The following is a 25,989-nucleotide window of genomic DNA, read 5'->3' on the forward strand; positions in this document are numbered from 1 at the left end:
CCAGCATCAGGCGCGGACGGGACCCAGGTCGGTCAGCCGGACGGTACCTGTGGACGACGGCCCCGGACGGCCACCTGTGGTCACGCTCTGCTCCAGGCGCAGCGGTGCGGAGGGTCCGTCGTCGCGCGCGCTCTGTGCGAGCTCGCGGACCGCGCGGTGCTCGTCGAGCAGCTTCTGGGTGGGCACGCCGAGCGTCTGCCGCAGCACGCGCTCGAGCGCCGCCCGGCCCGACGCGATCACGCCCTGCTCCCGGCGGCTCGCCAGGGCGCGCCGTACCTGCATCCCCACCAGGAACACCACGAGCGCGGTCACGGCGGCGGCGACGGCCAGCACGCCCAGCACCGTGGTCCAGGTGTCGCCCGCGGGCAGCACGTCCACCGCGGCCAGCACCGTCGCGAGGCCCAGCACCACCGCGAGCAGCACGAACCCGAGCGCGAGCCGCCGGGTCAGGCGCTGCGTCGTCGGCCCCCGGGTGTCGAGGCTGATGCCCTGCAGCGCCGTGGCCACCGCGGTCGCGAGGTCCTGCGCGCTCGCGACGCTCGAGGCGAGCGAGCGCCGCCAGCCGGGCTTGAGCGCCTCCCCCGCGCCGGTGAGCCACCGTGACCGGGACAGGGCCGTGGCGTCGGCGTCGGGCGCGCGGAACTCCGGCGACCCGTACCCGTTGCGCACGGCCGCGGCCACCTGCGCCGCGACCGACTCCAGCCCCGCCGCCCGGGCCAGGGCGTCCACCTCGCGCTCCAGCACGGTGTCGATGTGCCAGGGCACCTCCGCCGGGGTCTGGCTGAGCAGGAGCGCCGCGGCGGCGTCGAGCTCGCCCGCGGCCCGCCCCGCCGAGACGGACCGCCGGGCGACGGTCTGCTCCAGCAGGCCGCGCAGGTCCGCGATGCCGATGTCCGTCTTGGTCGAGGCGGCCACCACGGGCACGTCGTCCAGGCCGTCGTCCCGCAGCAGCCGCTTGACGTCGTTGACGAGGTTGTCGCGCTGCCCCACGGGCACCGTGTCGATCTGGTTGAGCACCACCACGGTGGACGCCTGCATGCCCGAGGAGTCGCGCAGGTACCCGGTGTGCAGGGCGTCGTCGGCGTACTTCTGCGGGTCCACGACCCAGACGAGCAGGTCGACCAGGGGCAGCACCTTGTCGACGACGTCGCGGTGCCCCGGCGCCACGGAGTCGTGGTCCGGCAGGTCCAGCAGCACCAGCCCGGCCAGGCTCGCCTCGTCGGCCGCGTCCAGCTCGCCCGCCCGCGTGATGCGCCGTTCCCGCTCGACGCCCAGCCAGTCGAGCAGCGCCGACGCGTCGTCGCTCCACGAGCAGGCCGTGACCTTGGCGGTGGTGGGGCGCTTGACGCCGACGTCCGCGAACGAGAGGCGGGAGATCTTGTTGAACGTGCTCGACTTGCCCGACCCCGTGCCGCCCGCGAGCGCCACGACGGTGTGGTCGACGCCGAGCGCCAGCCGCTCGCGCACGCCGGCGACGGAGCTGGCGACCTTGCCGAAGACGGCGTCGGCGAGGCGCGACCCCGCGATCTGCAGCGCGCGGCCGAGGTCCTCCGTGCGCGCGCCCAGCGTCGCATCCTGGCTCGTCATGTCAGCCTCCTGAGCTCGGCCAGCCGCACGCGCAGCGGTGCGGCCGCGTCATCGGCGAGGGCGGGGACGTCAAGGGCACTCTGGACAGAACGGGCCTCTTCCGCAACCGCTAGCGCCACTTTGTCCGCCAGGTCGTCGCGAAGCGACTCGATCTGGTCCCCGGTGATCTCGCCGAGGACCCGGTCGACCAGCCGCGCGCAGTCCTCGTTGCCCAGCGCCGTGCCGAGCAGCAGGGTGGCCAGCCCGCGGTCGCCGAACGCCTTGCGTGCGCCCGCTGCGCGGTCCTCCGCGTCGAAGTCGGGGCTTTCCGCGGCCGCGACGTCCAGCTTGCCCACGAGCTCGTCGCCGAGCCGGCACCACTCCCCCGCGGTCTCCTGCCCGCGGGCGAGCCGCTCGGCGGCCCGCTCGGGGTCGGAGTCCAGGAGCAGCTCCCCGGCGGGCGGGGCACCCGGACCCGACAGGACCGACCGCAGGCTCTCCTCGGTGCGCACGCCGGCCGCCACGACGGCGCGGGCCGCGGCCGCCTCGATCTCCTCGCGGAGGAGCTCGAGCGCGGCCTCCCGGGCCTTGCCGGCCCGCTTGGTGGTGCGCGTGACCCCCTCGCGGACGGTGACGCGGGCGATGTTGCGGGTGCTCGCGAGCTCCGCGAACCGCGCCGCCACGGTGCCCTCGCCGGCTGCCCCGGACAGGACCGCGGTGCGCGCGGCGAGCTGGGCGTCGGGAACCACGGCCTGCACGGCGTTGCGCAGGTCGAACGCGGCCGTGCCCTGCTGCTCCACCGCGGAGACCAGCCCCATGACCCAGTCGGGCAGCGCCCCGAGGGCGCCCTTCAGGGTGCGCAGGATGATCGTCCGGGACCGTTCGGGGCCGGCCATCAGGCCCAGCCAGCGCTGGATGGGCTCGACGAGCCTGTGGTCGAGCAGCCCCTCGTGCGGGCCCACGTCGGGCACGATGAACAGCGGGACGTCCTTCATCCCGCGCTCCTTGAGGCGGGTGTTGAGGTCCGCGCGGATCGTCGTCAGGTTCTCCCGGGGCACGCGGTTGAGCACCATCGCGACGCTCGCGCCCCGCTCGCGGGCCCGGTCCAGGGCCTGCCAGGGCAGGGCGTCGCCGTAGCGGGCGGCGGTCGTGACGAACAGCCACAGGTCGGCGGCCTCCAGGAGCTGGTGCGCCGTGGAGCGGTTCTCCGACAGGAAGGAGTCCAGGTCGGGCGCGTCCATCAGCGCGGTGCCGCGCTGCACGCCCTCGTGCTTGACCAGCCGGGCCAGCTCGGTGACCGGGCCGGGCGTGAGCGTGTCGACGTCACGCGGGTGCACGCCCACCACGGGCTCACGGGTGGTGGGTCGCAGCACGCCCGCCTCGGACACCTCCTCGCGCAGCAGACTGTTGAAGAGGGTGGACTTGCCGGCGCCCGTCGAGCCCGCCAGCACGACCACGGCCGGGCTGGACAGCTCGGCCAGGCGGGGCAGCAGGTGCTCGTCGAGCTGTGCCAGCAGGCGTTCGCGGGAGGCCTCGGCCTCGTCCGCGCCGTCGATGGGCAGGGGCAGCGTCGCTGTGGCGACGTCGCGGCGCAGGTCCTGCACGACGTCGTGCACCGTGAAGCCGAGCTGCTCCGCAACGTTCGGGTCCACACCACCCCGACGTCCGAGCACTGCGGAGCGTGTTCCTGGAGTCACGGCTTCATCCTGATAGGTCAAGAACGTTCTGCCAAGCCGTGCCACGCGGTTGGTGTGCAGGAAATGGCGCCCCCGGCAGGATTCGAACCCGCGACCTAGTCATTAGAAGTGACCCGCTCTATCCAGCTGAGCTACGGAGGCAAGCGGACCGAGTTTAGCCTAGGTCGGCCTGGGCTTGACCCGCGCGAAGAGCGGCCTCGACCAAGGACGTCGCGGCATCCGGCAACCCCGCCCCGGGCCTCCTGTAGGCTCCGTAGTGACCCGAACTCATGATCCAGTCACTACGGAGGTTCCGTGCCCCGTCCCCGCATCGCCGACCGGCGCGGGCGCATCCTCGACGCCGCGCGCGAGCTGGTCCTCGACCGCGGCTGGGCAGACGTCACGGTGGCCGACGTCGCCGCCCGGGCCGGCATCGGCAAGGGCGCCGTCTACCTGGAGTTCGCCGACAAGGCCGCGATCCTGGCGGGCGTGCTGACCCGGTCCGCGCGCGCCCTCACCGCCGAGGTGCACGCGCGGGTCCTCGGCTCCCCCGGCCTGGTGGACCTGCCGGCGGTGTACCGCTTCGGCGTCGACGCACTCCTGGGCGACCCCCTGATGCGCGCGCTCTACCTGGGCGACGAGGGCGTGCTGGGCCGGCACGTGCACGACGTGGCCGACGACCGGTACCTGCGCCGGATGGGCTGGCTCGCGGACTACGTGACCGGCCTGCAGCGCGCCGGCGTGCTCGACCCGGACGTCCCGGCCGCCACGGTCGTCCGGGTGCTGAGCCTGTTCACGCTCGGCATGGTGCACGCGCCCGGGGTGCTCGGCGCGACCAGCGCCGAGGACCTGTCCGCGGCGGTGGACCTGTTCGCCGATCTCGTGGGGCGCGGGCTGGCCGCCGGCGGACCCGCCGACCCCGACGCCGCGCGCGCGGCGCAGCTCGCCCTGCTCGAGAGCCTCGACGCCCAGCTCGGTCTGCTCGGCCCGGCCTGAGCCCACCCCGACGAAGGAGCGCTTCATGACCGACCTCTTCGACAGCCCCACCGACCTGACCGTCTCCGGGGGTCCGGTGCGGCTCTACCGGGCCGGCGACGCGGGGCCACCGGTGCTGCTGCTGCACGGCGCCATGCTGGACACGGCACAGGGCGTCTGGCGCCACGTCGGGCCCGCGCTCGCGACGTCGTACCGCGTGCACGCCGTGGACCTGCCCCGGCACGGCGGCAGCCGGCCCTGGCCCGGCGTGCTCGACGACGCCTTCCACCGCCGCTTCCTCGACGACCTGCTCGACGCGCTCGACCTGCCCCGCGTGGCGATCGTCGGCCTGTCCATGGGCGCGGGCGTCGGCGTGGGCTACGCCCTGGACCGGCCCGACCGGGTCAGCGCCCTGGTCGCCGTCGGCCCGGGCGGCATCGGCGCACGGCGCCGGGCGCAGCTGCTCACCTGGCTGTTCCTGCGCACCCCGGGCGCCCTGCGCCTGACCACCCGCTACCTGGCCCGGCACCCCGAGGCCGTCCGCAGGTCCCTCGCGACCAGCCTGACGGCGGGGGCGAGCACGCCCGGCTTCGAGGACATCGTCGACCTGGCGGTCGAGGAGGCCCGGGCCAAGGAGCGGCACGGCGAGCCCGCCCTGGACGACTGGCAGGTCCGGGCCTACGGGCCCTTCTCGATGCGCCTGGACCTCCTGCCCGACCTCCCGCGGCTCGCCGCCCCGACCCTCTGGGTGCGCGGCGACCGGGACACGCTCGTCGGAGCCGCGGAGCTGTCCGCGGCGGCCGCGGCGGCGCCCGGCTCACGCCTGGTCACCGTGCCGGACGCCGGGCACATCGTCACCTACGACCAGCCCGCCGCGTTCACCCGGCTCACCCGGGACTTCCTGGCCACCACGCTCGACCCGCTCGACCCGCACGGCTGAGGCGACCCCGGCCCGGGGCGTGTCAGGGGTGGCACGTAACCTGGCGGGCATGTCCGTGGCACCGGTCCCGCTCGCACCCGACGTCGCGCGCAGGCTCCGCCTGCACGCCCAGGGCGTCGCGCCCGCCGACCCGTCGCGGGCCGACGACGGCCCCGTCGACGTCGTGCGCCGCATGGTCGCACTGCAGGGTCAGGACCTGCCCGCCGTGCTGCGCGCCATCGCCCTCCGGTCGCGGCCCGGCACCACGGTCGACGACGTGCGCGCGGCCTTCGACGCCGGCGACCTCGTGCGCGGGTGGACCCAGCGCGGCACCCTGTTCGCCACGACCCCGCGCGACCTGGCGGCGCTCGTGTCGCTGACCGGCGAGCGCATGCTGCACACCGGCCGGCGCGTCCGGGACGCCGAGGGCCTGGACGACGCGGTCGTGGACCGCGCGGAGGCCGTCGCCCGCGAGGCGCTCGCCGACCCGGGACCGGACGGCGGCGTCACCCGCACCGCGATGACCGAACGCTGGCGGGACGCCGGCGTCCCCGTCGAGGGGCAGCGCAGCTACCACCTGATCGTCACGCTGGCGCTGCGCGGCCTGCTGCACTGGGGACCGTTCGCGGGCGCGCAGCAGGTCATGGTCCCGACGCCGCGGCCCGCGGCCCCGGAGCAGCCCGACGCCGCCCTGCGCCGCATCGCCCGTTCGTACCTCGTCGCGCGCGGTCCGGCGTCGGCCGACGACCTCGCCTGGTGGCTCGGGCTCCCGAAGGTGCCCGTGCGCGCGGCCGTCGCGGCGGCCCGCGAGGAGCACCCGGAGGCCCTGGCCGACGTGGTGGTGGACGGGCGCCCGATGCTCGCCGCGCCCGTGCGGCACAGCCCCGGACCCGTGGGGGTGGTGCTCGTGCCCGGGTTCGACGAGACGGTGCTGGGCTACCAGGACCGCACTCTGGTGGCCGACGAGGAGACCATGCGGCTCGTCGTGCCGTACTCCAACGGCATCTTCCGGCCGGCGGTCCTCCTGGACGGGCGCCTCGTCGGCACCTGGCGCAGGGCACCGAAGAAGGGTGAGCCCGCCTACGAGCTGGTCCCGTCGGCTGCCGCGGGCACCCGTGCGGCGGTCGAGGACGCCGTCGCGGCGTGGCGTCACGGCTGAGCGCACGGGTCCGGGCACGAACGCGCCGGGGGCCGGCCGTGCCGGCCCCCGGCGGGATCGTTCGCGCCCGCAGGGGCGGTCGGCGTCAGACGCCGGCGATGTCCGTGGTCACCGCGAGGGCGCGCGAGGCGTCGATGGCCTCGGTCAGCCCCTTGACGCGGGCCTCGGCCAGGCCGAGCGAGTCCGAGCCGAGCAGCTGGTGGATCGGGGCCTCGCCGGTGGTCGCGACCGTGATGATCGCCTCGGCGGCCTTGGCCGGGTCACCGAGCTGCGTGCCCGGCATCGCCAGGTGCTGCTCGACCATCTCGCGGACGGCGGGGTACGCGTCCGTGGTCGACTCCGGCAGGCCGATCGAGACCGGACGCAGGAAGTCGGTGCGCATGTAGCCCGGCTCGACCAGGTTGACCTTGATGCCGAAGTCGGCGACCTCACCGGCCAGCGAGGCGGTCAGGCCCTCCAGCGCGAACTTGCCGGCGGCGTACAGGCCCCAGCCCGGGAAGGCCAGCAGGCCCACGATGGACGACACGTTGATGACGTGGCCGCTGCGCGCCTCGCGGAAGCCCGGCAGCACGGCGCGGAGCACGTTCCAGGCGCCGAAGATCTGCACGTCGAACATCGAGCGCACCTCGGCGTCGGACACCTCCTCGACCGCGGCCAGGAAGCCGTAGCCCGCGTTGTTCACCACCACGTCGATGGTGCCGAAACGCTCCTTGGTGCTGTTCACCGCGGCGACGACCTCCGGCTCGCTACCGAGGTCGACCGCGAGCGGGAGCAGGCGCGTGGTGTCGGTGCCCTCCAGCGAGCCGACGAGGCGCTCGGTCGAGCGGGTCGTCGCGGCGACGTTGTCACCGCGCTCGAGCAGCTTCTTGACGAGCTCGAGGCCCAGACCGCGGGAAGCGCCGGTGACGAACCAGGTGGCGGGACGGTCGGTGGGGTAGGTCATGGTGGTCTCCTTGTGGAACGGGGTCGGCGTTCCTGCCGACGTGTTCCAGCATTCCGCGGTAACACGCCCTCCGGAGGGCCATAGAAGGCCCGCCGCGTCCTGGACCGCGCGTGACCAGGACGCAGCGTCCTACCCTCGGCCGGCAGGCCGCGGCGCCGCGTCCAGGGTCGAGGCGAGCACGTCCCGGAACGTCGCGGGCCGCCGTCCGACGAGCTGCTCCAGGGTGGGGTCGAGGACCGCGAACTCGCCCCGCCGCGCGGCGACGAAGATGCCGAGGAAGAACCTGCTCAGCTCTTCGGTCATCCCCGACGCCCGGGCACCGGCCAGCCACTCGTCGTCGGGCACCCGCACGTACTCGATCTCGCGCCCGGTGACCTCCGAGGCGATGGCCGCGAGCTGCTCGAAGTCGAGCAGCTCCGGCCCGGTGAGCGGCGGCGTCACGCCGTCGAGCCGCCCCGGCCCGGTGAGCGCGACCACCGCCGCGTCGGCGAGGTCGGCGTGCGCGGTCCAGGACGCCGGTCCGTCCTCGGGCAGCACGAGCCGGCCCGAGGTGAGGGCCTGCCCCATGAGCTGGATGGCGCTCACCGCGTAGTAGCCGTTGCGCAGCGCGGTGTACGCGACCCCCGCCTCCGCCAGGTCACGCTCGGTCCGGGCGTGCTCGACGGTGGCCGCGAAGGCGGACGCCGGGTCCGCGGCCTGGTGGCTGGTGTACAGCACGCGCTCGGCTCCGGCCGCCACCGCCGCCCGGAGCACGGGACGGTGCAGCTCCGCGTCGGCGGGGCCGGAGACGACGAGGACCTGGGTCGCGCCGTCGAAGGCGTGCGGCAGGGTCTCGGGCGCCGCGAAGTCGGCCTCGCGGACGCGCACCCCGCGGTCCGCCAGGTGCGTGGCCCTGCTCGCGTCCCGCACCGCGACGCCGACCTCCGCGGCCGGCACGCGGTCCAGCAGCCGTTCGACGACCGCGCCGCCGAGCCGCCCGGTCGCTCCCGTGATGACGATCATGATGCGCCCTCTCTCTGGTATCAGTGGAACCAGATGAACGATACCACCGGAACCGGGCAGCGTTACCACGGGCCCGATACCATCGGAACCATGGCCTCCTCCACCGCCCCGAGCCCGGCACCCGACGACGGCGCCACGGCCGCCGTCAGCACCCGTATCGTGCGAGCCGCGGCACGCCTGCTCGCCGAGGGCGGGCGGGAGGCCGTCTCCACGCGGGCCGTGGCGGCGGCCGCCGGCACCAAGCCCCCCGCCATCTATCGGCTGTTCGGCGACAAGGACGGCCTCCTCGACGCCGTCGCCGAGCACGGCTTCGCCACCTACTACGCCGACAAGGCGGCCCGCCGACCGGAGGGCGACCCCGTCGAGCGCCTGCGCGCGGGCTGGGACCGGCACGTGCGGTTCGGCCTCGACAACCCGGCGCTGTTCGCGCTCATGTACGGCGACCCACGCCCGGCGCACACCTCGCCCGCCGCGGTCGCCGCCCTGGGCATGATGCGGGCGACCGTGCACGACGTCGCCGCGGCCGGCCGCCTCGCCGTCTCGGAGGACCTCGCCGGCGGCATCCTGCACTCCGTCGCCACCGGGACGGTGCTCACGCTCCTCGACCGGCCCGAGGACGAGCGCGACACCGGCCTGTCCGCGACCAACCGCGAGATGGTGATCGGCCGCATCACCACCGACGAGCACGCCCCCGGCCCGGCCGGCCCCGTCGCCGCGGCCACCACGCTCCACGCGCACCTCGACGCGCTGACCGCCCTGTCCGACGGCGAGCGGCACGTGCTGCGGGAGTGGCTCGAGCGCGTCGCACGCTGACGCCGGGACCGGATCCGGGAGCACATCGCTGCGGGCCGCGCCCGGCCGGGCCAAGATGGAGCATGCTGCTCGCCGAGGTCGCCGCCACGTCCGACGCCGTCGCCGCCACGCGCTCACGGCTGGCCAAGCGGGCGGCCCTCGCCGACCTGCTGCGCCGCTCCGCGGCCTCCCCCGACGCGTCCGACGACCTCGAGATCGTCGTGGCCTACCTGTCCGGGACGCTCCGCCAGCGCCGCACGGGCCTCGGCTACGCCGCGCTGCGCGACCTGCCGCCGCCCGCCGACGCGCCCACGCTCACGGTGCACCACGTCGACGCCGCGTTCGCCGCCATGGCCGAGCTCGAGGGGCCGGGCTCCGCGCAGGCGCGGTCGACGTCGGCCACGGAGCTGTTCGCCGCCGCCACCGAGCGCGAGCAGGCGCTGCTGCGCGGGCTCGTCTCGGGCGAGCTGCGCCAGGGCGCGCTCGACTCGGTCATGGTCGACGCGGTCGCCGAGGCCGCGCAGGTGCCCGCCGACGCCGTCCGCCGCGCCGTCATGATGCGCGGCGCCACCGGGCCGGTGGCGAGCGCCGTCCTGCTCGCCGACGACCCGCTCGCGGCCCTGGCCGGCTTCACGCTCGAGGTGGGCCGCCCGGTGCGGCCGATGCTGGCGCAGTCGGCCTCCGACATCGGGGCGGCGTTCGAGAAGCTCGGCTCGGGCGGCGCACCCGCCGACCTCTGCGTCGACGTCAAGCTCGACGGCATCCGCATCCAGGTGCACCGCGACGGCGACGACGTGCTCGTCGTCACCCGGTCGCTCGACGACATCACGGCACGCGTCCCGGAGATCGTCGAGGTGGTGCGGGCCCTGCCGACCCGGCGGCTCGTGCTCGACGGCGAGGCGCTGGCCGTGGGCGACGACGGCGTGCCGCGACCGTTCCAGGAGACCGCGGCCCGCTCGGCGACGCGCGAGTCCGGTGGTGGGCCGGGCGGCGCATCGGCTCGCGGCGCATCGGCCGAGGCGGAGCTCGCGGCCCGGCTCCGGCTCACCCCGTTCTTCTTCGACGTGCTGCACGCGGACGGGCAGGACCTGGTCGACGCCCCGCTGCGCGACCGGCTCGCCGTCCTTGACGAGGTGGCCGCGCCGCACACCGTGCGGCGCCTGGTGACCGGCGACGCCGAGGCCGCCGCCGACTTCTTCGCCGGAGCACTCGCCGAGGGCCAGGAGGGTGTGGTGGTCAAGACCCTGGACGCGCCCTACGCGGCCGGACGGCGGGGCGCGGGCTGGGTCAAGGTCAAGCCGCGCCGCACGCTCGACCTCGTGGTGCTCGGCGTCGAACGGGGTTCGGGCCGGCGCCAGGGCTGGCTGTCCAACATCCACCTCGGGGCGCGGGACCCGGAGGGCGGCTTCGTCATGCTGGGCAAGACGTTCAAGGGGATGACCGACGAGACCCTGGCCTGGCAGACGGAGCGGTTCCGGGAGCTGCAGGTCGAGGACGACGGGTGGGTCGTGACCGTGCGCCCGGAACAGGTCGTGGAGATCGCGTTCGACGGCGTGCAGCGGTCGCCGCGCTACCCCGGCGGCGTCGCGCTCCGCTTCGCGCGCGTGATCCGCTATCGCGACGACAAGTCCCCGGCGGAGGCCGACACGATCGACACGGTCCGCTCGTACCTCGCCTGACGCCGCGGCTCCGGCCACCCGCGACCCGCCACCGATCACCTTCGAGACCGAGGTTACTCCGCTTTGAGCGGCTCCAAGACGAAGCAACCTCGGTCTCGAAGTGCTGCCGCACAGGTGACCGCGGTGAGCGGGCCGGTCAGGACTCCGGGTCGTACATCAGCTCCCGGACCTCCTGGGCGCAGCGGCAGCCCTCGGCGATCCGGGCCGCCCACTCCAGGGCCTCCGCGCGCGTGGGCACCTCGATGATCGCGAACCCGCCGAGCACGGCCTTGGTCTCGGGGTAGGGCCCGTCGGTCACGGTGCCGTCGGTGGCGACGACGCTCGCCTGCTGCCGCTGCAGGCCGGCGCCGAAGATCCACACCCCGGCATCCTTGGCGGCTCGCACCACCGCGTGCGAGGCCTCGGCCACGGCAGGCAGGTCCTCCTCGGGGAACGTCATCGCGCCGTCGTCGAACGAGATCAGGTAACGCGTCATCGCAGTCCTCCGGGTCCGGTCAGCGGGTCGGGTCGATCGCTGTACCGGCGGCAGACGGCCGGTACCCGCGGAACTCATCGGCCGCGGCAAGCGACGTGCTCTCGCAGACGTGTTGCTCTGTGTAGACGCTGTCTACCCAGAGCAACACACGCGCGGGAGCAACCGTCTTCCCGGAGCCGCCTCGACGCGCGGAGCACCGGCCCGGGCTGACGAGAGCGAGCTACGGCCGGACCGCGTCCCGCAGCCGGCGGGCGTAGGGATGCTGCGGGTCCGCGAAGACGCTCGACGCCGGCCCCCGCTCCACGATGCGGCCCTCCTGCAGCACGGCGATCTCGTCGCTCATGTGCAGCGCGACGCCGAGGTCGTGCGTGATGAGCAGGTAGGCGAGGTCCCGCTCGCGCTGGAGCCGGTCGAGCAGGTCGAGCACCTGGGCTTGGACGGAGACGTCGAGGGCGGAGACCGGCTCGTCGAGCACGAGCACCCGTGGGTCGCCCGTGAGCGCCCGGGCGATCGACACGCGTTGCCGCTGACCTCCCGAAAGGTGCAGCGGACGGCGGTCGGCGACGTCGGGGTCGAGACCGACGGTGCCCAGCAGCTCCGTGATCTCGCGGCGCACGCGTCCGGGCCGGACGGTGCGGCCGCGGGTGAGCGCGTCGGCGAGCACGGCGCCGACCGTCCAGCGGGGGTCGAACGAGCTGAGCGCGTCCTGGAACACGGCGCCGACGAGCGGACGGCGGGTGCGGCGGGCCTTCTCGGGCAGCGGGCTCCAGGGTTCGCCGAGCAGGGTGACGGCGCCGGCGTCGGGGGGCTCGAGGCCGAGCAGGATGCGGGCGGTGGTCGACTTGCCGGAGCCCGACTCGCCGACCAGCCCGAGGGTGCGCCGGGCCCGGAGGGTGAACGAGACGTCGTCGGCGGCGACGATGTCCCGTGCCCCGACATGAAACACCCGCCGCACCCCGTGCACCTCCATGAGCACCCCCGTGGCCGGGTCGTCGAGCGTAGGAGTCGTCGGTGTCCCGGCGCCGGAAGACCGATCATCCCTACGTTCGGCGGCGGAATCGGTGGGCGGCGCGGACAGCCGGGTGCCGCGGGGGCGGCCCGCCGGGACGGCGGCGACCAGCGCCTTCGTGTACGGGTGGTGCGGGTGCTCGAAGACCTCGGCCGGGGTGCCCTCCTCGACGAGCACGCCGTCGGTCATGACCAGCACCCGGTCGGCGACGCCCCGGACCACCGACAGGTCGTGGCTGATGAGCAGCACCCCGGTGCCCTCGTCGCGCAGCTCACCGAGCAGTCGCAGCACACCGGCCTGGACGGGCTGGTCGAGGGCGGTGGTGGGCTCGTCGGCGATGACGAGGCGCGGTTCGCCCGCGATGCCCGCCGCGATGAGGGCGCGCTGCCGCTGGCCGCCGGAGAGCTGGCCGGGGCGCTGGCGGGCACGCAGCTCGGGGTCGTCCAGGCCGACGCGGCGCAGCAGCTCGAGGGTGCGCTCGCGTCGGGCGGCGGCGCCGAGGTCGGTGTGCAGGGCGAGGGTGTCGCCGATCTCGCGGCCGACCGGGCGCAGGGGGTCGAGCGAGACGAGTGCGTCCTGCGCGATGAAGCCCACGGTGCCGCCGCGCAGCCGCCGCAGGCGTCGCCCGGGCAGGCCGAGCACCGGCTCGCCCGCCACGGTCAGCTCGGTGGCGGTGACGCGGGCGCCTTCGCCCGCCAGGCCGAGGACGCTGCGCGCGCTGACGCTCTTGCCCGAGCCGGACTCACCGACGATCGCCACGCACTCGCCCGCCGCGACCTCGAGGCTGACGCCGTCCACCACCCGGCGTCCGCCGAAGCTGACCGCCAGGTCACGTATGCGAAGCACCGGCTCGCTCATGACGCGCTCCTGTTCCGCTTCTGGATGCCGCGGCCGAGCACCGTCGCGGCGGCCGCGGCGGCGACGATCGCGAGCCCGGGGAAGAACGTCATCCACCAGAAGCTGGCGATGTAGGTGCGGCCAGCGGCGAGCATCGCGCCCCACTCCGCGGCGGGCGGCACGGCGCCCAGGCCGAGGTAGCTCAGCGACGACACCCAGATGACCGCCTGGCCCAGCCCCAGGGTCGCGAGCACGAACAGTGCGGCCGTGACGTTGGGCAGCACGTGCCGCGTCACGATCCACACCCGGCCCCGGCCCAGCACGCGGGCGGCCTCGACGAACTCGGCGGACGCCGTCCGCCGCACCTGGGACCGGATGATGCGGGCGTAGCCGGGCGCGGTCGCCAGGCCGACGGCGATGGTGGAGCTCAGCACCCCGGGACCCGTGACCACGATGAACAACAGCGCCAGCAGCAGGCCGGGGAACGCGAACAGCACCTCGACCAGCCGCGTGGTGCCGAAGTCGAGCCAGCGCGGCCCGAGGCCCGCGAGCAGGCCGAGCACCGTGGCCAGCCCGATGCCGATCGCGGTGGCCAGCGCGCCGATGCGCAGCGACTCCGCGGCCCCGTGCACCACGCGCGTCCAGATGTCGCGGCCGGACTCGTCCGTGCCGAAGACGTGCGCGAGCGACGGCGGCTGGAACGCCTCGGTGCGCGACACGGCCAGCGGGTCCCCCGGCGCGAGCAGGCCCGGCCAGATCGCGGCCACGAGCAGCAGCACGAGCACCAGGCCGGCGAGCGCCTCGGCGACGGTGGGCCGGAACCCGGCGGCCCGGCGGCCTGCCCCGGACCGCCCGACGCCGCTCACCGCGCCACCGCCCGCGTGCGCGGGTCGACGAGCCGGTCCGCGACGTCGGTGACCAGGGTCATCACGGTGTACGCGAGCGCCACGACGAGCACGATGCCGGTCACGAGCGTGACGTCGCGCAGCTGTACCGCGGAGAGCAGGCTGCGGCCCAGGCCCTGCCGCGCGAAGACGGCCTCGACCACCACGGCACCGCTGATCAGCGACCCGAAGGCCCAGCCGGACAGGCCGACGGCGGGGATCGCGGCGTGCCGCAGCGTGTGCCGCCAGAAGATGCGCACCTCGCTCTCGCCACGGGCCCGCGCGGTGGTGACGAACGGCGACTCCATCGCGGTCAGCAGCGACTCGCGCATCACCTGACCCAGGAAGCCGGCGAGCGGCACCGCCAGGGTGAGGGCGGGCAGCACGACGCCGAGCGGCCCCGGCACGCTGACCGGCGGCAGGATGCCCAGCGTGGTGCTGAACAGCAGGATCAGCACGGTCGCGAGCCAGAAGTGGGGCACGGCCGCCGCGACGAGCTCGAGCCCGGAGCCGATCGCCCAGGCGACGCGGCCGCCCCGCACGCTCCAGGCCGCGAGCGCGCAGGCCAGCACCCAGGCCAGCGCGAGCGCGCACACCGCGAGCGTGAGGGTGGCGCCGAGCTGTTCCCCGATCGCCGTCGCCACGGGCTTGTGCAGGGAGTACGACTGCCCCAGGTCACCGCTGACCAGCCGCCCGAGGTAGGTGAGGTACTGGACCGCGAGCGGCCGGTCGAGGCCGTACTCGCGACGCACCTGCTCCAGGGCCTCGGGCCCGGCCTGGGAGCCGGGCCCGCCGAGGATGGCCTCGGCGGGGTCGCCGGGAACCAGCCGGAGCGCGAAGAACGTGATGGTCGCGGACGCCCAGAGCACGAACAGCACGCCGCCCGCCCGCAGGAGCAGCCAGCGCCGGGTTCCCGGCACCGGCCTCCTGCGGGCCCCGGTGGTGGGGACGGGAAGGGTCAAGACGCCAGCCAGGCCCCGGCGAACGTCGGCGTCGACACGGTCGGCATGGCGCGCAGGCCGTGCACCGACGACGAGTGGAGGAAGTGGTTCTGCTGGTCGTACAGCGGCAGGATGTAGGAGCCGTCGAGGATGATCCGCTGCGCCTGCTCGTACAGGCTGGCGCGCTCGTCGTCCCGGCTGGTGGCGGCGGCGCGGGTCAGCAGGTCGTCCAGCTCGGGGTCGTCCACCTGCGCGAGGTTGGCGAAGTAGCCGCTGGGCGCCGGGGTGATCGAGTCGGAGTGGTACAGGATCCGCAGCACGTCCGGCCCCACCTTCGTGTACGGGGCGCTGACCAGGTCGTAGTCGTTCTCGGCGAGGGCGCCGTACCAGCTCGACAGGTCCAGCGGGTGCAGGCGCACCTCGAAGCCCGCCGTCTTCGCGTCCGCCTGGACCTGCTCGAACAGCGACTGCTCGGCCGGGATCGACTGGTTGGTGCTCACGGGGAAGTCGAGGGTGAGGCGTTCGCCGGCCTTGACGCGGTACCCCTCGTCGTCGCGCTCGGTCCAGCCGGCCTCGTCGAGGAGCCGGGCGGCGGCGTCGGTGTCGACGGTGAACAGGTCGGGCTCGCTCAGACCGAGCGGCTCGACGCTGGACAGCGGCGAGTAGGACCGCTCCGCGGTGCCGAAGAACAGGCTCTCGATGCCGGCCTCGACGTCGACGGACCGGATGAAGGCCTCGCGCACGCGCTCGTCGTCGAAGGGGGCCTTGCCCGAGTTGAGCTCGATGCGGTTGGACGCGCCGGGGCGCGGGGCGTCGAGCTCGACGATCGCCTGGTCGTCGCCCGCCGAGACGATGGTGTCGGGCTGGGCGTTGTCGATGACCTGGACCTCGCCGGACTGCAGCGCGGCGTAGCGGCTCGCGGAGTCGGGGATGAACCGCCACACGATGCCGTCGAGGTAGGGCAGGGTCGCGCCCTCGGGCACCTCGACGTCGGCGGGCGGGGAGGTGTACCCGTCGTTGCGCACGAGCGTCACCGACTCCTGGCGGTCCCACCGGTCGACGACGAACGGCCCGGTGCCGACCGGCGCCGCGCAGTTCTCCTCCTGGCTGCGCTCCAGGGCCTTCGGCGACTCCATCGCGACCCACACCTGGGACAGCGACTCCAGCAGCGCGCTGTCGGGAGCGCTCAGCTCGAGGCGCACGAGGTGGTCCTCGACGGCCACGACCTCCTGGATCTTGGCCAGCGCGAGGTAGCCGGTCGACGACGCCGTGGCCGGGTCCTGCACGTGGGCGATGTTCGCGGCGACGGCCTCGGCGTCGAACGGCGTGCCGTCGGTGAACGTGACGTCGTCGCGCAGCCGGAACTCCCACGCCATGCCGTCGTCGCTCTCGCTCCACTCGGTGGCGAGCCAGGGCACGACCTCGCCGTCCTCGTCGAGCGAGACCAGCGACTCGAGGTACTGGGTGGCGATGAGCGCCTGCGGGTAGTTGCCGCCCACGTGCGGGTCGAGGCAGGACGGCTCCGCGTCACCGGAGGCGTAGGTCAGGGTGCCACCGGCCACCGGTTCGGCCGACTCCTGTCCGGGTGACGTGCCGCCGGACGTGCAGGCGGCGAGAAGGAGTGCGGCGGCCGCGACGACGACGGCGGCGGCACGCGGGCGGGTGAACCGGCGCGAGGGCATGGCTTCGAGCACATCCTGTCTGGAGGTAGTCCGAACGACTGGTGTTCATGCTGCCAAACCCCGGGTCCCGGCGGTCGTATTCCGGGTCGGGAGCCCAGGTGAGGCGCGCCACACCGGGTCGACGCGGCCTCCGCAGGGCACCGTGCGGCGCCCCGTCCGCGGACGCCGGGAACTCGGCCCCGCGCCCTCGCGTTCACAGGGGGCCGACCAGCCTGTTTCCGCACGTACGCGGGCGCCCCCGGCATATACTCGCGGCGTTCGGACGCCCTATCGCAAGGAGCACCGATGACCGAGCCGACGCCGCTTCAACCCCCAGCACCAGCCGAGCCGCTCGTGCTCACCGCGCCCGACCCCGTGCAGCCCGTCGCCACGACGCAGGCGCCCGCGATGGCGCCCAAGGTCGACCCCGCCGTCGCCCCCGCGCTCGACCGCAAGGTCGCCACGTACCTCGACGGCCTGCTGGCCACCGACACGAAGAGCCCCGAGTTCGCCCGGCGTGCGGACGACGTGCGCACCATGGGCGACCAGGACATCCGCCAGGCCGCCGACTCCAGCAACCGCCTGCTGGCCACCCCGGTGCGCGCGCTCAAGGAGGGCGGGCTCGCCGACGGCTCCAAGGTAGGCCAGACGCTGCTCGAGCTGCGCCGCACCGTCGAGGACCTGGACCCGTCCGAGGCGAGCGTGGGCCGCAAGATCCTCGGGCTCATCCCGTTCGGCGACAGGCTGCAGGACTACTTCCGCCGCTACGAGTCCGCCCAGGGCCAGCTCAACGCCATCATCCAGGCCCTCTACAACGGCCAGGACGAGCTCCGCAAGGACAACGCCGCGCTGAACCTGGAGAAGCAGAACCTCTGGGACACGATGACGCGGCTGAACCAGTACATCTACGTGGCCGAGCGCCTCGATGCGCAGCTCTCCGCGAAGATCGCCGAGCTGCAGGTCGCGGAGCCCGAGCGCGCGAAGGCCCTGTCCGAGGACGTGCTGTTCTACGTGCGCCAGAAGCACCAGGACCTGCTCACCCAGCTCGCCGTGTCGATCCAGGGCTACCTCGCGATCGACATCATCATCAAGAACAACATCGAGCTCACCAAGGGCGTCGACCGTGCCACCACGACGACGGTCTCGGCGCTGCGCACCGCCGTCATCGTGGCCCAGGCCCTCGCCAACCAGAAGCTCGTGCTGGACCAGATCGGCGCCCTCAACACCACGACGTCGAACATGATCGCCTCGACCTCCAAGATGCTCGCCGACCAGTCCGCGACCATCCAGGAGCAGGCCGCGAGCTCGACCGTCGGCATCGAGCAGCTCCAGGCCGCGTTCGCGAACATCTACGCCACGATGGACTCCATCAGCGACTTCAAGACCCGGGCGCTCGACTCGATGTCGCAGACCATCGGCGTGCTGCAGACCGAGACGACCAAGGCCGCCGAGTACGTGGAGCGGGCCCGGCGCACCGACACCGACGGCGTGGCGAGCGGTTCTCTCGACCTCAGCACCCCGTGACGGCGGGTCCGGAGGCAGGCATGAGCTGGTGGCGACGGCTCCTCGGCGGGGGACGGTCCGGCGAGCGGTCCGGCACGGAGCAGCCCGCCGCGATCCCCGCGCCGCCCACGACCGAGCAGATCGTCACGTCCGTCGACGCCGTCATGGCGCGCGCGACCGGCCGGGCGCCCGCCGCCGTGACGGCCCGGGTGCAGCGGGTGGCCGAGACGGTGCACGAGATGGCGCCCCGCCTGGACCGGCTCGGCGCCGGCTCCCAGCAGGCGCACACCGTGGTCGCCACGGCCACGAGCTACCTGCCGGAGGCCGTCGACGCGTACCTGCGCCTGCCCCGCGACTTCGCCGACCGGCGCGTCGTCGACCGGGGCAAGACGTCGCTCATGATCCTGTGCGACCAGCTCGACCTGCTCGGTGCCACGCTCGACAAGATCTCGGACGCCGTCTCGCGCGCCGACGCCGTGGCCCTCGTGGCGCACGGCCGCTTCCTCGAGGAGAAGTTCGGCACGTCGTCGGGCCTCGCCCTGCCGGGCCCGTCGTCCGGCGGCCCGACGCCGGGGCCGGCCCCGCTGGAGGCACCGTGAGCTCCCGGCCCCCGGAGCGCGCCCCGCTCACTGGAGCGCCCGCGGCGGCGACCCCGGTACGCCCGGCGGTCGCCGCATGACGGCGGCGACCGCGCTCGCCGCCGCCCTCGACGCACTCGCGGGCGCCGGCGCCGCCGCGGGGCTGGACGCCACGGCCGCGCGCACCGAGGGCGAACGGCTCGCCGCGGCCGTGGCCGAGTCGTCCCCCGGCGCACCCGCGGACTGGCTCGCGGGCACCACCCCGTCGACCGCCGCACACGACACACCGGAGCGGCCCGACGACGCCCGTCCGGCCGCACCCGGCGGCCTGCAACCCTTCTTCGACGCCGCCGTGAGCGCCCGGCGCTGGCGGTCCGCGCCGACCGACCTGCTCGCCGCCCTGGTCGCGGCCGGGTCACCGCACGGCCCGGCGTACGCGGAGGCGCTGGCCGCCGTCGTCGACGCCGCCGCGGCCCTCGGCGACCCGAGCATCAGCGCGATCGCCGCGGCCGAGGGGACCAAGGCCGTCCACCGCGGTGCGGCCCGGGGCCTCGACCGGGCCCCCGCGCCCCGCCCGGCCGTCCCGGACGATGTGCGGCGTTCCGGCCCGGCCGACCCGCCGCAGACCGGCCTGACCGCCGACCCGCCCGCACGGCCCCCGGTGCCCGAGCCCGCCCCCGAGCCCGCCCCCCAGGAGAAGTCCCTCGCCGAGCTCCTCGACGAGCTCGACGCGCTCACGGGCCTGGCGAGCGTCAAGAACGAGATCCGCCACCAGACCGAGCTGCTGCGCATCGAGCGCCTGCGCCAGGAGGCGGGCCTGAGCGCCCCCACGCTGACCCGGCACCTGGTGTTCGTGGGCAACCCCGGCACCGGCAAGACGACGGTGGGCCGGCTCGTGGCCGGGATCTACCGCGCGCTGGGCCTGCTGGAGAAGGGGCACCTGGTCGAGGTGGACCGGTCGGAGCTGGTCGCGGGCTACCTGGGGCAGACGGCGGAGAAGACGACCGCCGTGGTGCAGCGGGCCCTGGGCGGCGTGCTCTTCATCGACGAGGCCTACGCGCTCGCCGAGGACCAGTACGGCCGTGAGGCGGTCGACACCCTGGTCAAGGACATGGAGGACCACCGCGACGACCTCGTCGTGATCGTGGCCGGCTACCCCGGGCCCATGGCCCGGTTCGTGGGCACCAACCCGGGGCTGGAGAGCCGGTTCGCCCGCACCATCACCTTCGAGGACTACTCGGCGGCGGAGCTGCGGCGGATCTTCGAGAGCATGGCCCGCTCCGCCGACTTCGAGCCGCAGGAGGCCACCCTGGAGCGGTTCGACCGGCTCGCGGCCGGGCAGGCCCGCGGTGAGGGCTTCGGCAACGGCCGCTGGGCCCGCAACGTGCTGGACTCCGCGATCGCCCGGCACGCCTGGCGCCTGCGAGACGTTGAACGACCGACGCTGGACCAGCTGCGCACGCTGGTCCCGGAAGACCTGGAGGATGTCGTGGACATCGGGACAGACGGCGAGGCCACCCCATGAGCACGCCGACGACCACGCCGACCACCGTGGGCGCGCCGACGACCGCGGCCCCCGCCGCCGGGACGACCCCGGCGCCCGCCTCACGGTTCTCGGCCGGCCTCGCGACGACTCCGGGCCGCCTCGCGCTGGCCACCGTGGTCGCCGTGGCGGCCTGCCTGCTGCTCGCCGTGACGGGCTTCCTCGCCGGGAACGGTCAGGCCGCGGCCCTGCAGGACGCGCAGCGCGACGCCGCGCAGCTCGTCGGCACGCAGGAGCTGCGCAACGACCTCGTGTCGGCCGACGCGACCGCCACCAACGCGTTCCTCGTCGGCGGGCTGGAGCCCACCGAGGCGCGGGAGCGCTACGAGACGAGCCTCTCGGAGGCGGCGGAGGCCGTCCCGGCGCTGGCCGCGACCGCGCGCGGGGACGGCGAGGCCGACGACCTGGCCACGGTGGCCGACTCGGTGCAGCGGTACGCGGGCCTCGTCGAGTCCGCCCGCGCGAACAACCGGCAGGGCTTCCCCGTCGGCGCCGCCTACCTCGACCAGGCGTCGGCCGCGCTGCGCGACGAGGTGCTGCCCACCCTCGACCGGGTCGCCGTCTCGACGTCCGAGCGGGTCGACGCCGACATGGGCACGGTCTCGCTGTCCCAGCTGCTGCTCCTGCTCGTGCTGCTGGCGCTCGTGGCGCTGGCCGCCGTCCAGCTCTGGCTGGCGCGCCGCACGCACCGCGTGCTGAACACAGGCCTCGCGGCGGCGAGCGTCGCCCTGCTGGTGGGCGGCCTGGTGGCCACCGCGGCGGTGGTGGGCGGCAACGGCGTGGCGCGGTCCGTGGCGAGCGGCCCGTACGCCGCGACGGTCGCGACGTCGCAGGCCCTGTCGCTGGCCACCGACGCCAAGTCGATGGAGTCCTTCACGCTGATCAAGCGGGGCTCCGGAGCCGAGTTCGAGGAGTCCTACCAGGCGTCGATGGACCAGGCCACGGAGCTGCTGACCACCGCCGAGGCGGCCGACGGCGCCGGCTCCGACCCGCTGACCCTCCTGGAGGAGTACGACGCGGCGCACGGCGCGATCCGTGAGCTGGACGACAGCAGCCGCTGGGAGGAGGCCGTCGCGGCGGCCACCGCCACGACCGACGACTCCGCCGGTGCCGCGTTCGCCGCGTTCTCGGACGCCGCCCACGCCGACGTCGAGGCCACGAGCGAGGACGCCGTGGACCGGCTCGGCTCGGCCGCGACCACCGCGCGCATCGCGGCCTGGGTCGCCCTCGTGCTCGGGGTCGCGGGCGCCGTCGCCGCGGCCGCCGGGATGAACGTCCGTCTGAAGGAGTACCGATGAGAACCCGCGCAGCCCGCAGACCGCTCGTCACGGCGCTGGTGGCGCTGACCCTCGCCGGCACGGTGGCGGCCTGCGCGCCCGAGCCGACGACGCACCTGCTCACGGGAGCGGCCGGCGTCGGTTCGGCCACCCAGGGGTCAGCACGGGAGTCAGCACAGGAGTCGGCCCAGAACTCGGCCCAGGACTCGGTCGAGGGCGCGGCGCCCGAGGCCCAGGCCCCGGCGTCCGGCACGGCGACCGCGCCCGCGGAGTGCGCCGACGGCCTGCCCGCCGTCGCGTCGACGAGGCCCGGCGGCAGCCCCCGGGTCACGCCCGGCTCCACCATGGCGGCCGTCCGGGAGCGCGGCGTGCTCAAGGTCGGCGTCTCGTCGGACACCCTGCTCATGGGGTCCCGCGACCCGTTCACGGGTGAGATCGAGGGCTTCGACATCGACGTGGCGCGCCAGGTCGCCGCGGCGATCCTGGGCGACCCCGACAAGATCGAGTACCGCGTCATCACCTCGGGCGACCGGGAGACCGTGCTGGCCGACCACGAGGTCGACATCGTGGTGCGCGCCTTCACCATCAACTGCGAGCGCTGGGAGAACATCGCGTTCTCCGCCGAGTACTACCACGCGGGCCAGAAGCTCCTGGTGCCGTCGACGTCGCAGGTCACGGGCATCGACGACCTCGAGGGCCAGCGCGTGTGCGCACCGGACGGCACCACGACGCTCGAGCGGCTCCAGGCCTGGGAGGGCGTCGAGGCGGTGCCCGCGGCCACGCACACCACGTGCCTCGTGCTGTTCCAGCAGGGCGAGGTCGACGCGATCACGGGCGACGACACCGTCCTGGCCGGGTTCGCCGCGCAGGACCCGTACGCCCGGGTGGTCGGTGACGCGGTGAGCGACGAGCCGTACGGCGTCGGCATCCCGGCGGACCGGCCCGACATGGTGCCGTTCGTCAACGGCGTGCTGGAGCGGATGATCTCGAGCGGGCAGTGGGCGGCGTCCTACGAGCGCTGGCTGGGCGACGCGCTGGGCCCCGCCCCGGCGGCACCGCGGCCGGTCTACGGACGGACGCCGTGAGCCGGACGCGGCGCGCGCCGGCGCCGCCCGGCGCCCTGGGCGTGGCCGCCGAGCCGGCCGCGCTCCTGACCTACCTGACCGACCTGCAGGCGTGGCTCGACGCGCGCCGGGCCGACCTGGACCGGCTCGACACCGCGGCCCGGCAGTCCGGGGCGGACGGCGTCACGGCCGACGTCGTCCTGGCGCTCACCCTCTGGCAGGCGGTGCGCACGCGGGCGGACGAGCTGGTCGAGGTGTGGGACTCCGGCAGGGCCGACGCCGTGGCTCGCGAGCGCATGTCGCAGCTGGTCTGGGGCCGCCTCGGCGGCGACCCCGCCACGTCGCTGCTCTCGCTGGTCGACGCCGCGCGTCTGTGCGACGCCCAGGCGGACCAGCTCGCCGCCCGGCTGTCGTTCGACCCGCACGCCGCGGACGTCACGGCCCGGTTCCGGGCGCTGGCCGCCGGCGTCGTCCGGGCGGAGGACGCGGCGCGCGCGACGGCCACCACCGAGGACGACGACGCCGTCGCCCGGCTCCGTGACCGGCTGGCCCGGCTCAAGGCCGACGCGGCCCGGGGTGCTGACGTCACCGGTCCGCTCGGCGCGCTGGAGAACGAGGTGGCGCGCACCGAGCGCGACCTCATCGTGGCCACGGCGCGGAGCCGGTCGCTGGCCCGGGACCGGGAGCGCGCCGTCGCGCTGCGCGCCGCGCTGGCCGACCGGGCGCCCGTGATCCAGCAGGTCGCCGACCGCTGCCGGCGGGAGATCGCGGACCCGCCGCGGCTCGCCGTCCCCGACGTGACCCGGCTCGGCGACGTGCCGCGGGAGCCGGACCGGCTGGCGACGTACGTCACGCGGCTGGGTGCCGTCGAGCGGGCCATGGAGCGCGCCGAGGACGCCTACACCGCACCCCTGCGGGAGCGCGCCGAGCTGCGCTACCGCGTCAAGAACCTCATGACGAAGGCCCAGGGCAACGGGCGGGCGGCGTCGTCCACCGTGAAGGCGGGCGAGGACGAGGCGCGCGAGGCGCTGGACGCCACCCCCTGCGACCTGACCCTGGCCCGGCACTTCACCGAGCAGCTCGAGACGCTCGTGCGCGATCTCCCGGAGGGACACCGATGACCACACAGGCCTGCGCGGAGCCGGGCTGCCCCGGCACGATCCAGGACGGCTACTGCGACGTGTGCGGCGCGCCCGCGGGCGGCAACCCGACGGGAGGCGCGCTCGCCGCCGTCGCCGCCTCCTGGGGTACGGGGACGGGCACAGGGGCCGCCGCGAGTGCCCCGGGCAGCGGCACGGCGGAGATGCAGCAGCCCGCCACGGGGCGCACCAGCTCGTCCCGGCTCGCGTCCACGGCGCTGGGCTCGGCCCGCATGGCGCCCGGTTCGTACCAGACCCGGCGGGTCGGTACGGGGTCGACGCGCCTGCGGGGCCACCGGCTGGGTGCGGGCCTGACCACCGTGCCGCACACACCGGTCGCCGACCCGCTGCAGGCCGTGATGGCCACGCCGGAGCTCGCCGAGAACAAGCGGTTCTGCCCCACGTGCGGGCAGCCGGTGGGGCGGGCGCGCGAGGGCGTGCCCGGCCGCATCGCCGGCTTCTGCGGGCACTGCGGTGCGCGGTACGACTTCGCGCCCGCGCTCACCGCCGGCGACCTGGTGGGCGGCCAGTACGAGGTGGTGGGCTGCCTGGCCCACGGCGGCCTCGGCTGGATCTACCTGGCGCGCGACCGCAACGTCAGCGGTCGCTGGGTGGTGCTCAAGGGCCTGCTGAACTCGGGCGACAAGGAGGCCTACGAGGCGGCCGTCGCGGAGCGCCAGTACCTCGCCGAGGTGGAGCACCCGCTCATCGTCGAGATCTTCAACTTCGTGCTGCACGACGGGCTGGGCTACACCGTCATGGAGTTCGTGGGCGGCAAGTCGCTCAAGGACGTGCTCAAGGAGCGCCGCGACCAGGGCGGCGGGCAGGCCCGTCCGCTGCCCGTGGACCAGGCCATCGCGTACATCCTCGAGGTGCTGCCCGCGTTCAGCTACCTGCACGACCACGACCTGCTGTACTGCGACTTCAAGCCGGACAACATCATCGCGCAGGGCGACGGCGTCAAGCTGATCGACATGGGCGGCGTGCGCCGCGCGGACGACATGACGTCCGCGATCTACGGCACGGTCGGCTACCAGGCGCCCGAGGTGCCGGAGATCGGGCCGTCCGTCGCGTCGGACATCTTCACGCTCGGCCGCACGCTCGCCTCGCTGGTGCTGGACTTCCGCGGCAACACGACGGTCTACCAGGCCTCGTTCCCGCCGGTCGCCGAGACGCCCGTCTTCCAGCGGTACGACTCGTTCTACCGCTGGCTGGCCAAGGCGTGCGCCCCGGCGCCGGCCGACCGGTTCGCGACGGTCGACGAGGCCCGCGTGCAGCTCCTCGGCGTGCTGCGCGAGGTGGTGGCCACCGACAAGGGTCCGGCGCACACGGCCACGACGTCGGCCGAGTCCCTGCTGTTCGGCGTGCCGCCGCTCGACGGCGCCGAGCGGCCGCTCACCTGGGACGAGCTCCCGCTGCTCAAGGTCGACTCGAGCGACCCGATGGCGTCCTGGCTGGCCGGCGTGAACGTGGCCGACCCCGTCGAGCGCATGGTCGCCCTGAGCGGCGCCCCCGAGGCCACGGTCGAGGTGCGGCTCGCCTTCGCGCGTGCCGCCATCGAGGCCGGCGACGGCGGACGCCTGCGGGCGCTCGTCGCCGAGATCCTCAAGGAGGACCCGTGGGAGTGGCGCGCGGCCTGGCTGGAGGGCCTGGGGCACCTCGCGTCGAACGACCCGGCGTCCGCCCGTGCGTCGTTCAACGCCGTCTACGGGCAGGTGCCCGGTGAGCCGGCGCCCAAGCTCGCGCTCGCCACGGTCTGCGAGCTGTCGGGCGAGCCGGGCGTCGCCGAGCAGCTCTACACGACGATCGCACGGGCCGACGCCAACTACACGGGCGCCGCGGCGTTCGGCCTCGCCCGGGTCCGGGCCGGGGCCGGGGCGCTGGACGGCGCCCTCGGCGCGCTCGACCTCGTCGGCCCCACGCGCGGGTCCTACCCGGACGCCCGGCTGCGGCGGGCCCGGCTGCTCGTGTCCGCGCGGCGCAGCCTCCTCGACCTGTCGGACGCCGTCGCCGGGCTGGAGGCCGCGCACGTGCCGGACCGGCCCCGCGCCGAGGTCACGGTCGACGCCCTCGCCGGGGCGCTCGGCCTGGTCACGCGCGAGGGGCCCGACCCCGCCGTGCGCGTCGCGGGCGCCGAGGCCACGGAGCCCGCGCTGCGGGACCGCCTCGAGCTCGCGCTGCGCGACCTCGCCCGCCTCACCGAGGACCGCTCGGAGCGCGTCGCGCTCGTCGACCGGGCAAACTCCGTACGGCGGTGGACGTTGCGCTGACCGCGCGCCGGGCGGGCGCACGACACGGTCCACCGGGCGGCGCCGGTGACCCACCGAGAACGAGCCGCGGGGCGCGAGCCCTGACGAAGGCAAGGAG

21 protein-coding genes and 1 tRNA gene are annotated in these 25,989 nt (G+C 75.0%); 12 read left to right on the forward strand and 10 right to left on the reverse strand.

Translation table 11 applies throughout. From position 1 onward, the window contains the following. Nucleotides 1–6: 6 nt before the first annotated feature. The 3 genes from APR03_RS00900 to APR03_RS00910 all read right to left on the reverse strand — a co-directional run bounded on the left by APR03_RS00900 (nt 7) and on the right by APR03_RS00910 (nt 3,404). Complete coding sequence (locus tag APR03_RS00900; protein ID WP_253831855.1) at nt 7–1,587, reverse strand: GTP-binding protein; 1,581 nt, start codon at nt 1,585–1,587, stop codon at nt 7–9. Continuing rightward, on the reverse strand, nt 1,584–3,263 hold the full coding sequence (locus tag APR03_RS00905; protein WP_253831857.1) for a GTPase: 1,680 nt from the start codon (nt 3,261–3,263) through the stop codon (nt 1,584–1,586). The genes APR03_RS00900 and APR03_RS00905 overlap by 4 nt, the downstream gene beginning before the upstream one ends. A gap of 64 nt (nt 3,264–3,327) precedes the next feature. Continuing rightward, a tRNA-Arg gene (locus APR03_RS00910) sits at nt 3,328–3,404 on the reverse strand. Between the two features lie 153 nt (nt 3,405–3,557). Between APR03_RS00910 and APR03_RS00915 the strand changes: the two genes are divergently transcribed. The 3 genes from APR03_RS00915 to APR03_RS00925 are packed head-to-tail and all read left to right on the forward strand — an operon-like array spanning nt 3,558 to nt 6,295. Continuing rightward, nucleotides 3,558–4,238 carry a TetR/AcrR family transcriptional regulator gene (locus APR03_RS00915; RefSeq protein ID WP_253831859.1) on the forward strand — a complete coding sequence of 227 codons (681 nt, stop codon included), beginning with the start codon at nt 3,558–3,560 and terminating at the stop codon, nt 4,236–4,238. A 25-nt stretch (nt 4,239–4,263) separates the two neighbouring features. Beyond that, nucleotides 4,264–5,157: an alpha/beta fold hydrolase gene (locus APR03_RS00920; RefSeq protein ID WP_253831861.1), complete on the forward strand. Its 894-nt coding sequence runs from the start codon at nt 4,264–4,266 to the stop codon at nt 5,155–5,157. 49 nt (nt 5,158–5,206) lie between these two features. Then, nucleotides 5,207–6,295 (forward strand): winged helix DNA-binding domain-containing protein, encoded by a 1,089-nt coding sequence (locus APR03_RS00925; protein WP_253831863.1) that lies wholly within the window; start codon nt 5,207–5,209, stop codon nt 6,293–6,295. An 85-nt stretch (nt 6,296–6,380) separates the two neighbouring features. Here APR03_RS00925 and APR03_RS00930 read toward each other — a convergent pair whose 3' ends face one another. Continuing rightward, nucleotides 6,381–7,238 (reverse strand): SDR family NAD(P)-dependent oxidoreductase, encoded by an 858-nt coding sequence (locus tag APR03_RS00930; RefSeq protein ID WP_253831865.1) that lies wholly within the window; start codon nt 7,236–7,238, stop codon nt 6,381–6,383. Nucleotides 7,239–7,367: 129 nt separating this feature from the next. Beyond that, nucleotides 7,368–8,240, reverse strand: a complete 873-nt coding sequence (locus APR03_RS00935) for an NmrA family NAD(P)-binding protein (protein ID WP_253831866.1) — start codon at nt 8,238–8,240, stop codon at nt 7,368–7,370. A gap of 90 nt (nt 8,241–8,330) precedes the next feature. Here APR03_RS00935 and APR03_RS00940 point away from each other — a divergent pair, with 90 nt between their 5' ends. Both APR03_RS00940 and APR03_RS00945 read left to right on the forward strand, forming a co-directional pair. Next, nucleotides 8,331–9,053 carry a TetR/AcrR family transcriptional regulator gene (locus tag APR03_RS00940; protein WP_253831868.1) on the forward strand — a complete coding sequence of 241 codons (723 nt, stop codon included), beginning with the start codon at nt 8,331–8,333 and terminating at the stop codon, nt 9,051–9,053. A 62-nt stretch (nt 9,054–9,115) separates the two neighbouring features. Beyond that, nucleotides 9,116–10,711 (forward strand): ATP-dependent DNA ligase, encoded by a 1,596-nt coding sequence (locus APR03_RS00945; RefSeq protein WP_253831870.1) that lies wholly within the window; start codon nt 9,116–9,118, stop codon nt 10,709–10,711. Nucleotides 10,712–10,847: 136 nt separating this feature from the next. Here APR03_RS00945 and APR03_RS00950 read toward each other — a convergent pair whose 3' ends face one another. From APR03_RS00950 to APR03_RS00970, 5 genes are all read right to left on the reverse strand, one after another. Further along, nucleotides 10,848–11,186: a YciI family protein gene (locus APR03_RS00950; RefSeq protein WP_253831872.1), complete on the reverse strand. Its 339-nt coding sequence runs from the start codon at nt 11,184–11,186 to the stop codon at nt 10,848–10,850. Between the two features lie 220 nt (nt 11,187–11,406). Further along, the gene (locus APR03_RS00955; protein ID WP_253831874.1) at nt 11,407–13,053 is read right to left on the reverse strand and encodes a dipeptide ABC transporter ATP-binding protein; all 1,647 of its coding nucleotides are present in this window, start codon (nt 13,051–13,053) and stop codon (nt 11,407–11,409) included. Continuing rightward, the gene (locus APR03_RS00960) at nt 13,050–13,898 is read right to left on the reverse strand and encodes an ABC transporter permease (RefSeq protein ID WP_372494721.1); all 849 of its coding nucleotides are present in this window, start codon (nt 13,896–13,898) and stop codon (nt 13,050–13,052) included. Before APR03_RS00960 ends, APR03_RS00955 begins: the two co-directional genes overlap by 4 nt. Further along, nucleotides 13,895–14,836, reverse strand: a complete 942-nt coding sequence (locus APR03_RS00965) for an ABC transporter permease (protein WP_253831876.1) — start codon at nt 14,834–14,836, stop codon at nt 13,895–13,897. The genes APR03_RS00960 and APR03_RS00965 overlap by 4 nt, the downstream gene beginning before the upstream one ends. A 38-nt stretch (nt 14,837–14,874) precedes the next feature. Beyond that, on the reverse strand, nt 14,875–16,539 hold the full coding sequence (locus APR03_RS00970) for an ABC transporter substrate-binding protein (protein ID WP_253831878.1): 1,665 nt from the start codon (nt 16,537–16,539) through the stop codon (nt 14,875–14,877). 285 nt (nt 16,540–16,824) lie between these two features. Between APR03_RS00970 and APR03_RS00975 the strand changes: the two genes are divergently transcribed. From APR03_RS00975 to APR03_RS01005, 7 genes are all read left to right on the forward strand, one after another. Then, the gene (locus APR03_RS00975; RefSeq protein WP_253831881.1) at nt 16,825–18,042 is read left to right on the forward strand and encodes a toxic anion resistance protein; all 1,218 of its coding nucleotides are present in this window, start codon (nt 16,825–16,827) and stop codon (nt 18,040–18,042) included. A gap of 20 nt (nt 18,043–18,062) precedes the next feature. Beyond that, on the forward strand, nt 18,063–18,620 hold the full coding sequence (locus APR03_RS00980) for a hypothetical protein (RefSeq protein WP_253831883.1): 558 nt from the start codon (nt 18,063–18,065) through the stop codon (nt 18,618–18,620). A gap of 76 nt (nt 18,621–18,696) precedes the next feature. Then, on the forward strand, nt 18,697–20,124 hold the full coding sequence (locus tag APR03_RS00985; RefSeq protein ID WP_253831885.1) for an AAA family ATPase: 1,428 nt from the start codon (nt 18,697–18,699) through the stop codon (nt 20,122–20,124). Further along, entirely contained in the window at nt 20,121–21,440 is a 1,320-nt protein-coding gene (locus APR03_RS00990; RefSeq protein ID WP_253831887.1) for a GlnX family signal transduction membrane protein, read from the forward strand. The genes APR03_RS00985 and APR03_RS00990 overlap by 4 nt, the downstream gene beginning before the upstream one ends. Continuing rightward, nucleotides 21,437–22,504: a glutamate ABC transporter substrate-binding protein gene (locus APR03_RS00995; RefSeq protein ID WP_253831889.1), complete on the forward strand. Its 1,068-nt coding sequence runs from the start codon at nt 21,437–21,439 to the stop codon at nt 22,502–22,504. The genes APR03_RS00990 and APR03_RS00995 overlap by 4 nt, the downstream gene beginning before the upstream one ends. Then, nucleotides 22,501–23,604, forward strand: a complete 1,104-nt coding sequence (locus tag APR03_RS01000; RefSeq protein WP_253831891.1) for a hypothetical protein — start codon at nt 22,501–22,503, stop codon at nt 23,602–23,604. Before APR03_RS00995 ends, APR03_RS01000 begins: the two co-directional genes overlap by 4 nt. Continuing rightward, nucleotides 23,601–25,892, forward strand: a complete 2,292-nt coding sequence (locus APR03_RS01005; protein ID WP_253831893.1) for a serine/threonine-protein kinase — start codon at nt 23,601–23,603, stop codon at nt 25,890–25,892. The genes APR03_RS01000 and APR03_RS01005 overlap by 4 nt, the downstream gene beginning before the upstream one ends. Nucleotides 25,893–25,989: the final 97 nt, after the last annotated feature.

Origin of the sequence: Promicromonospora thailandica (assembly GCF_024171955.1) — a bacterium.
GTDB lineage: Bacteria > Actinomycetota > Actinomycetes > Actinomycetales > Cellulomonadaceae > Promicromonospora > Promicromonospora thailandica.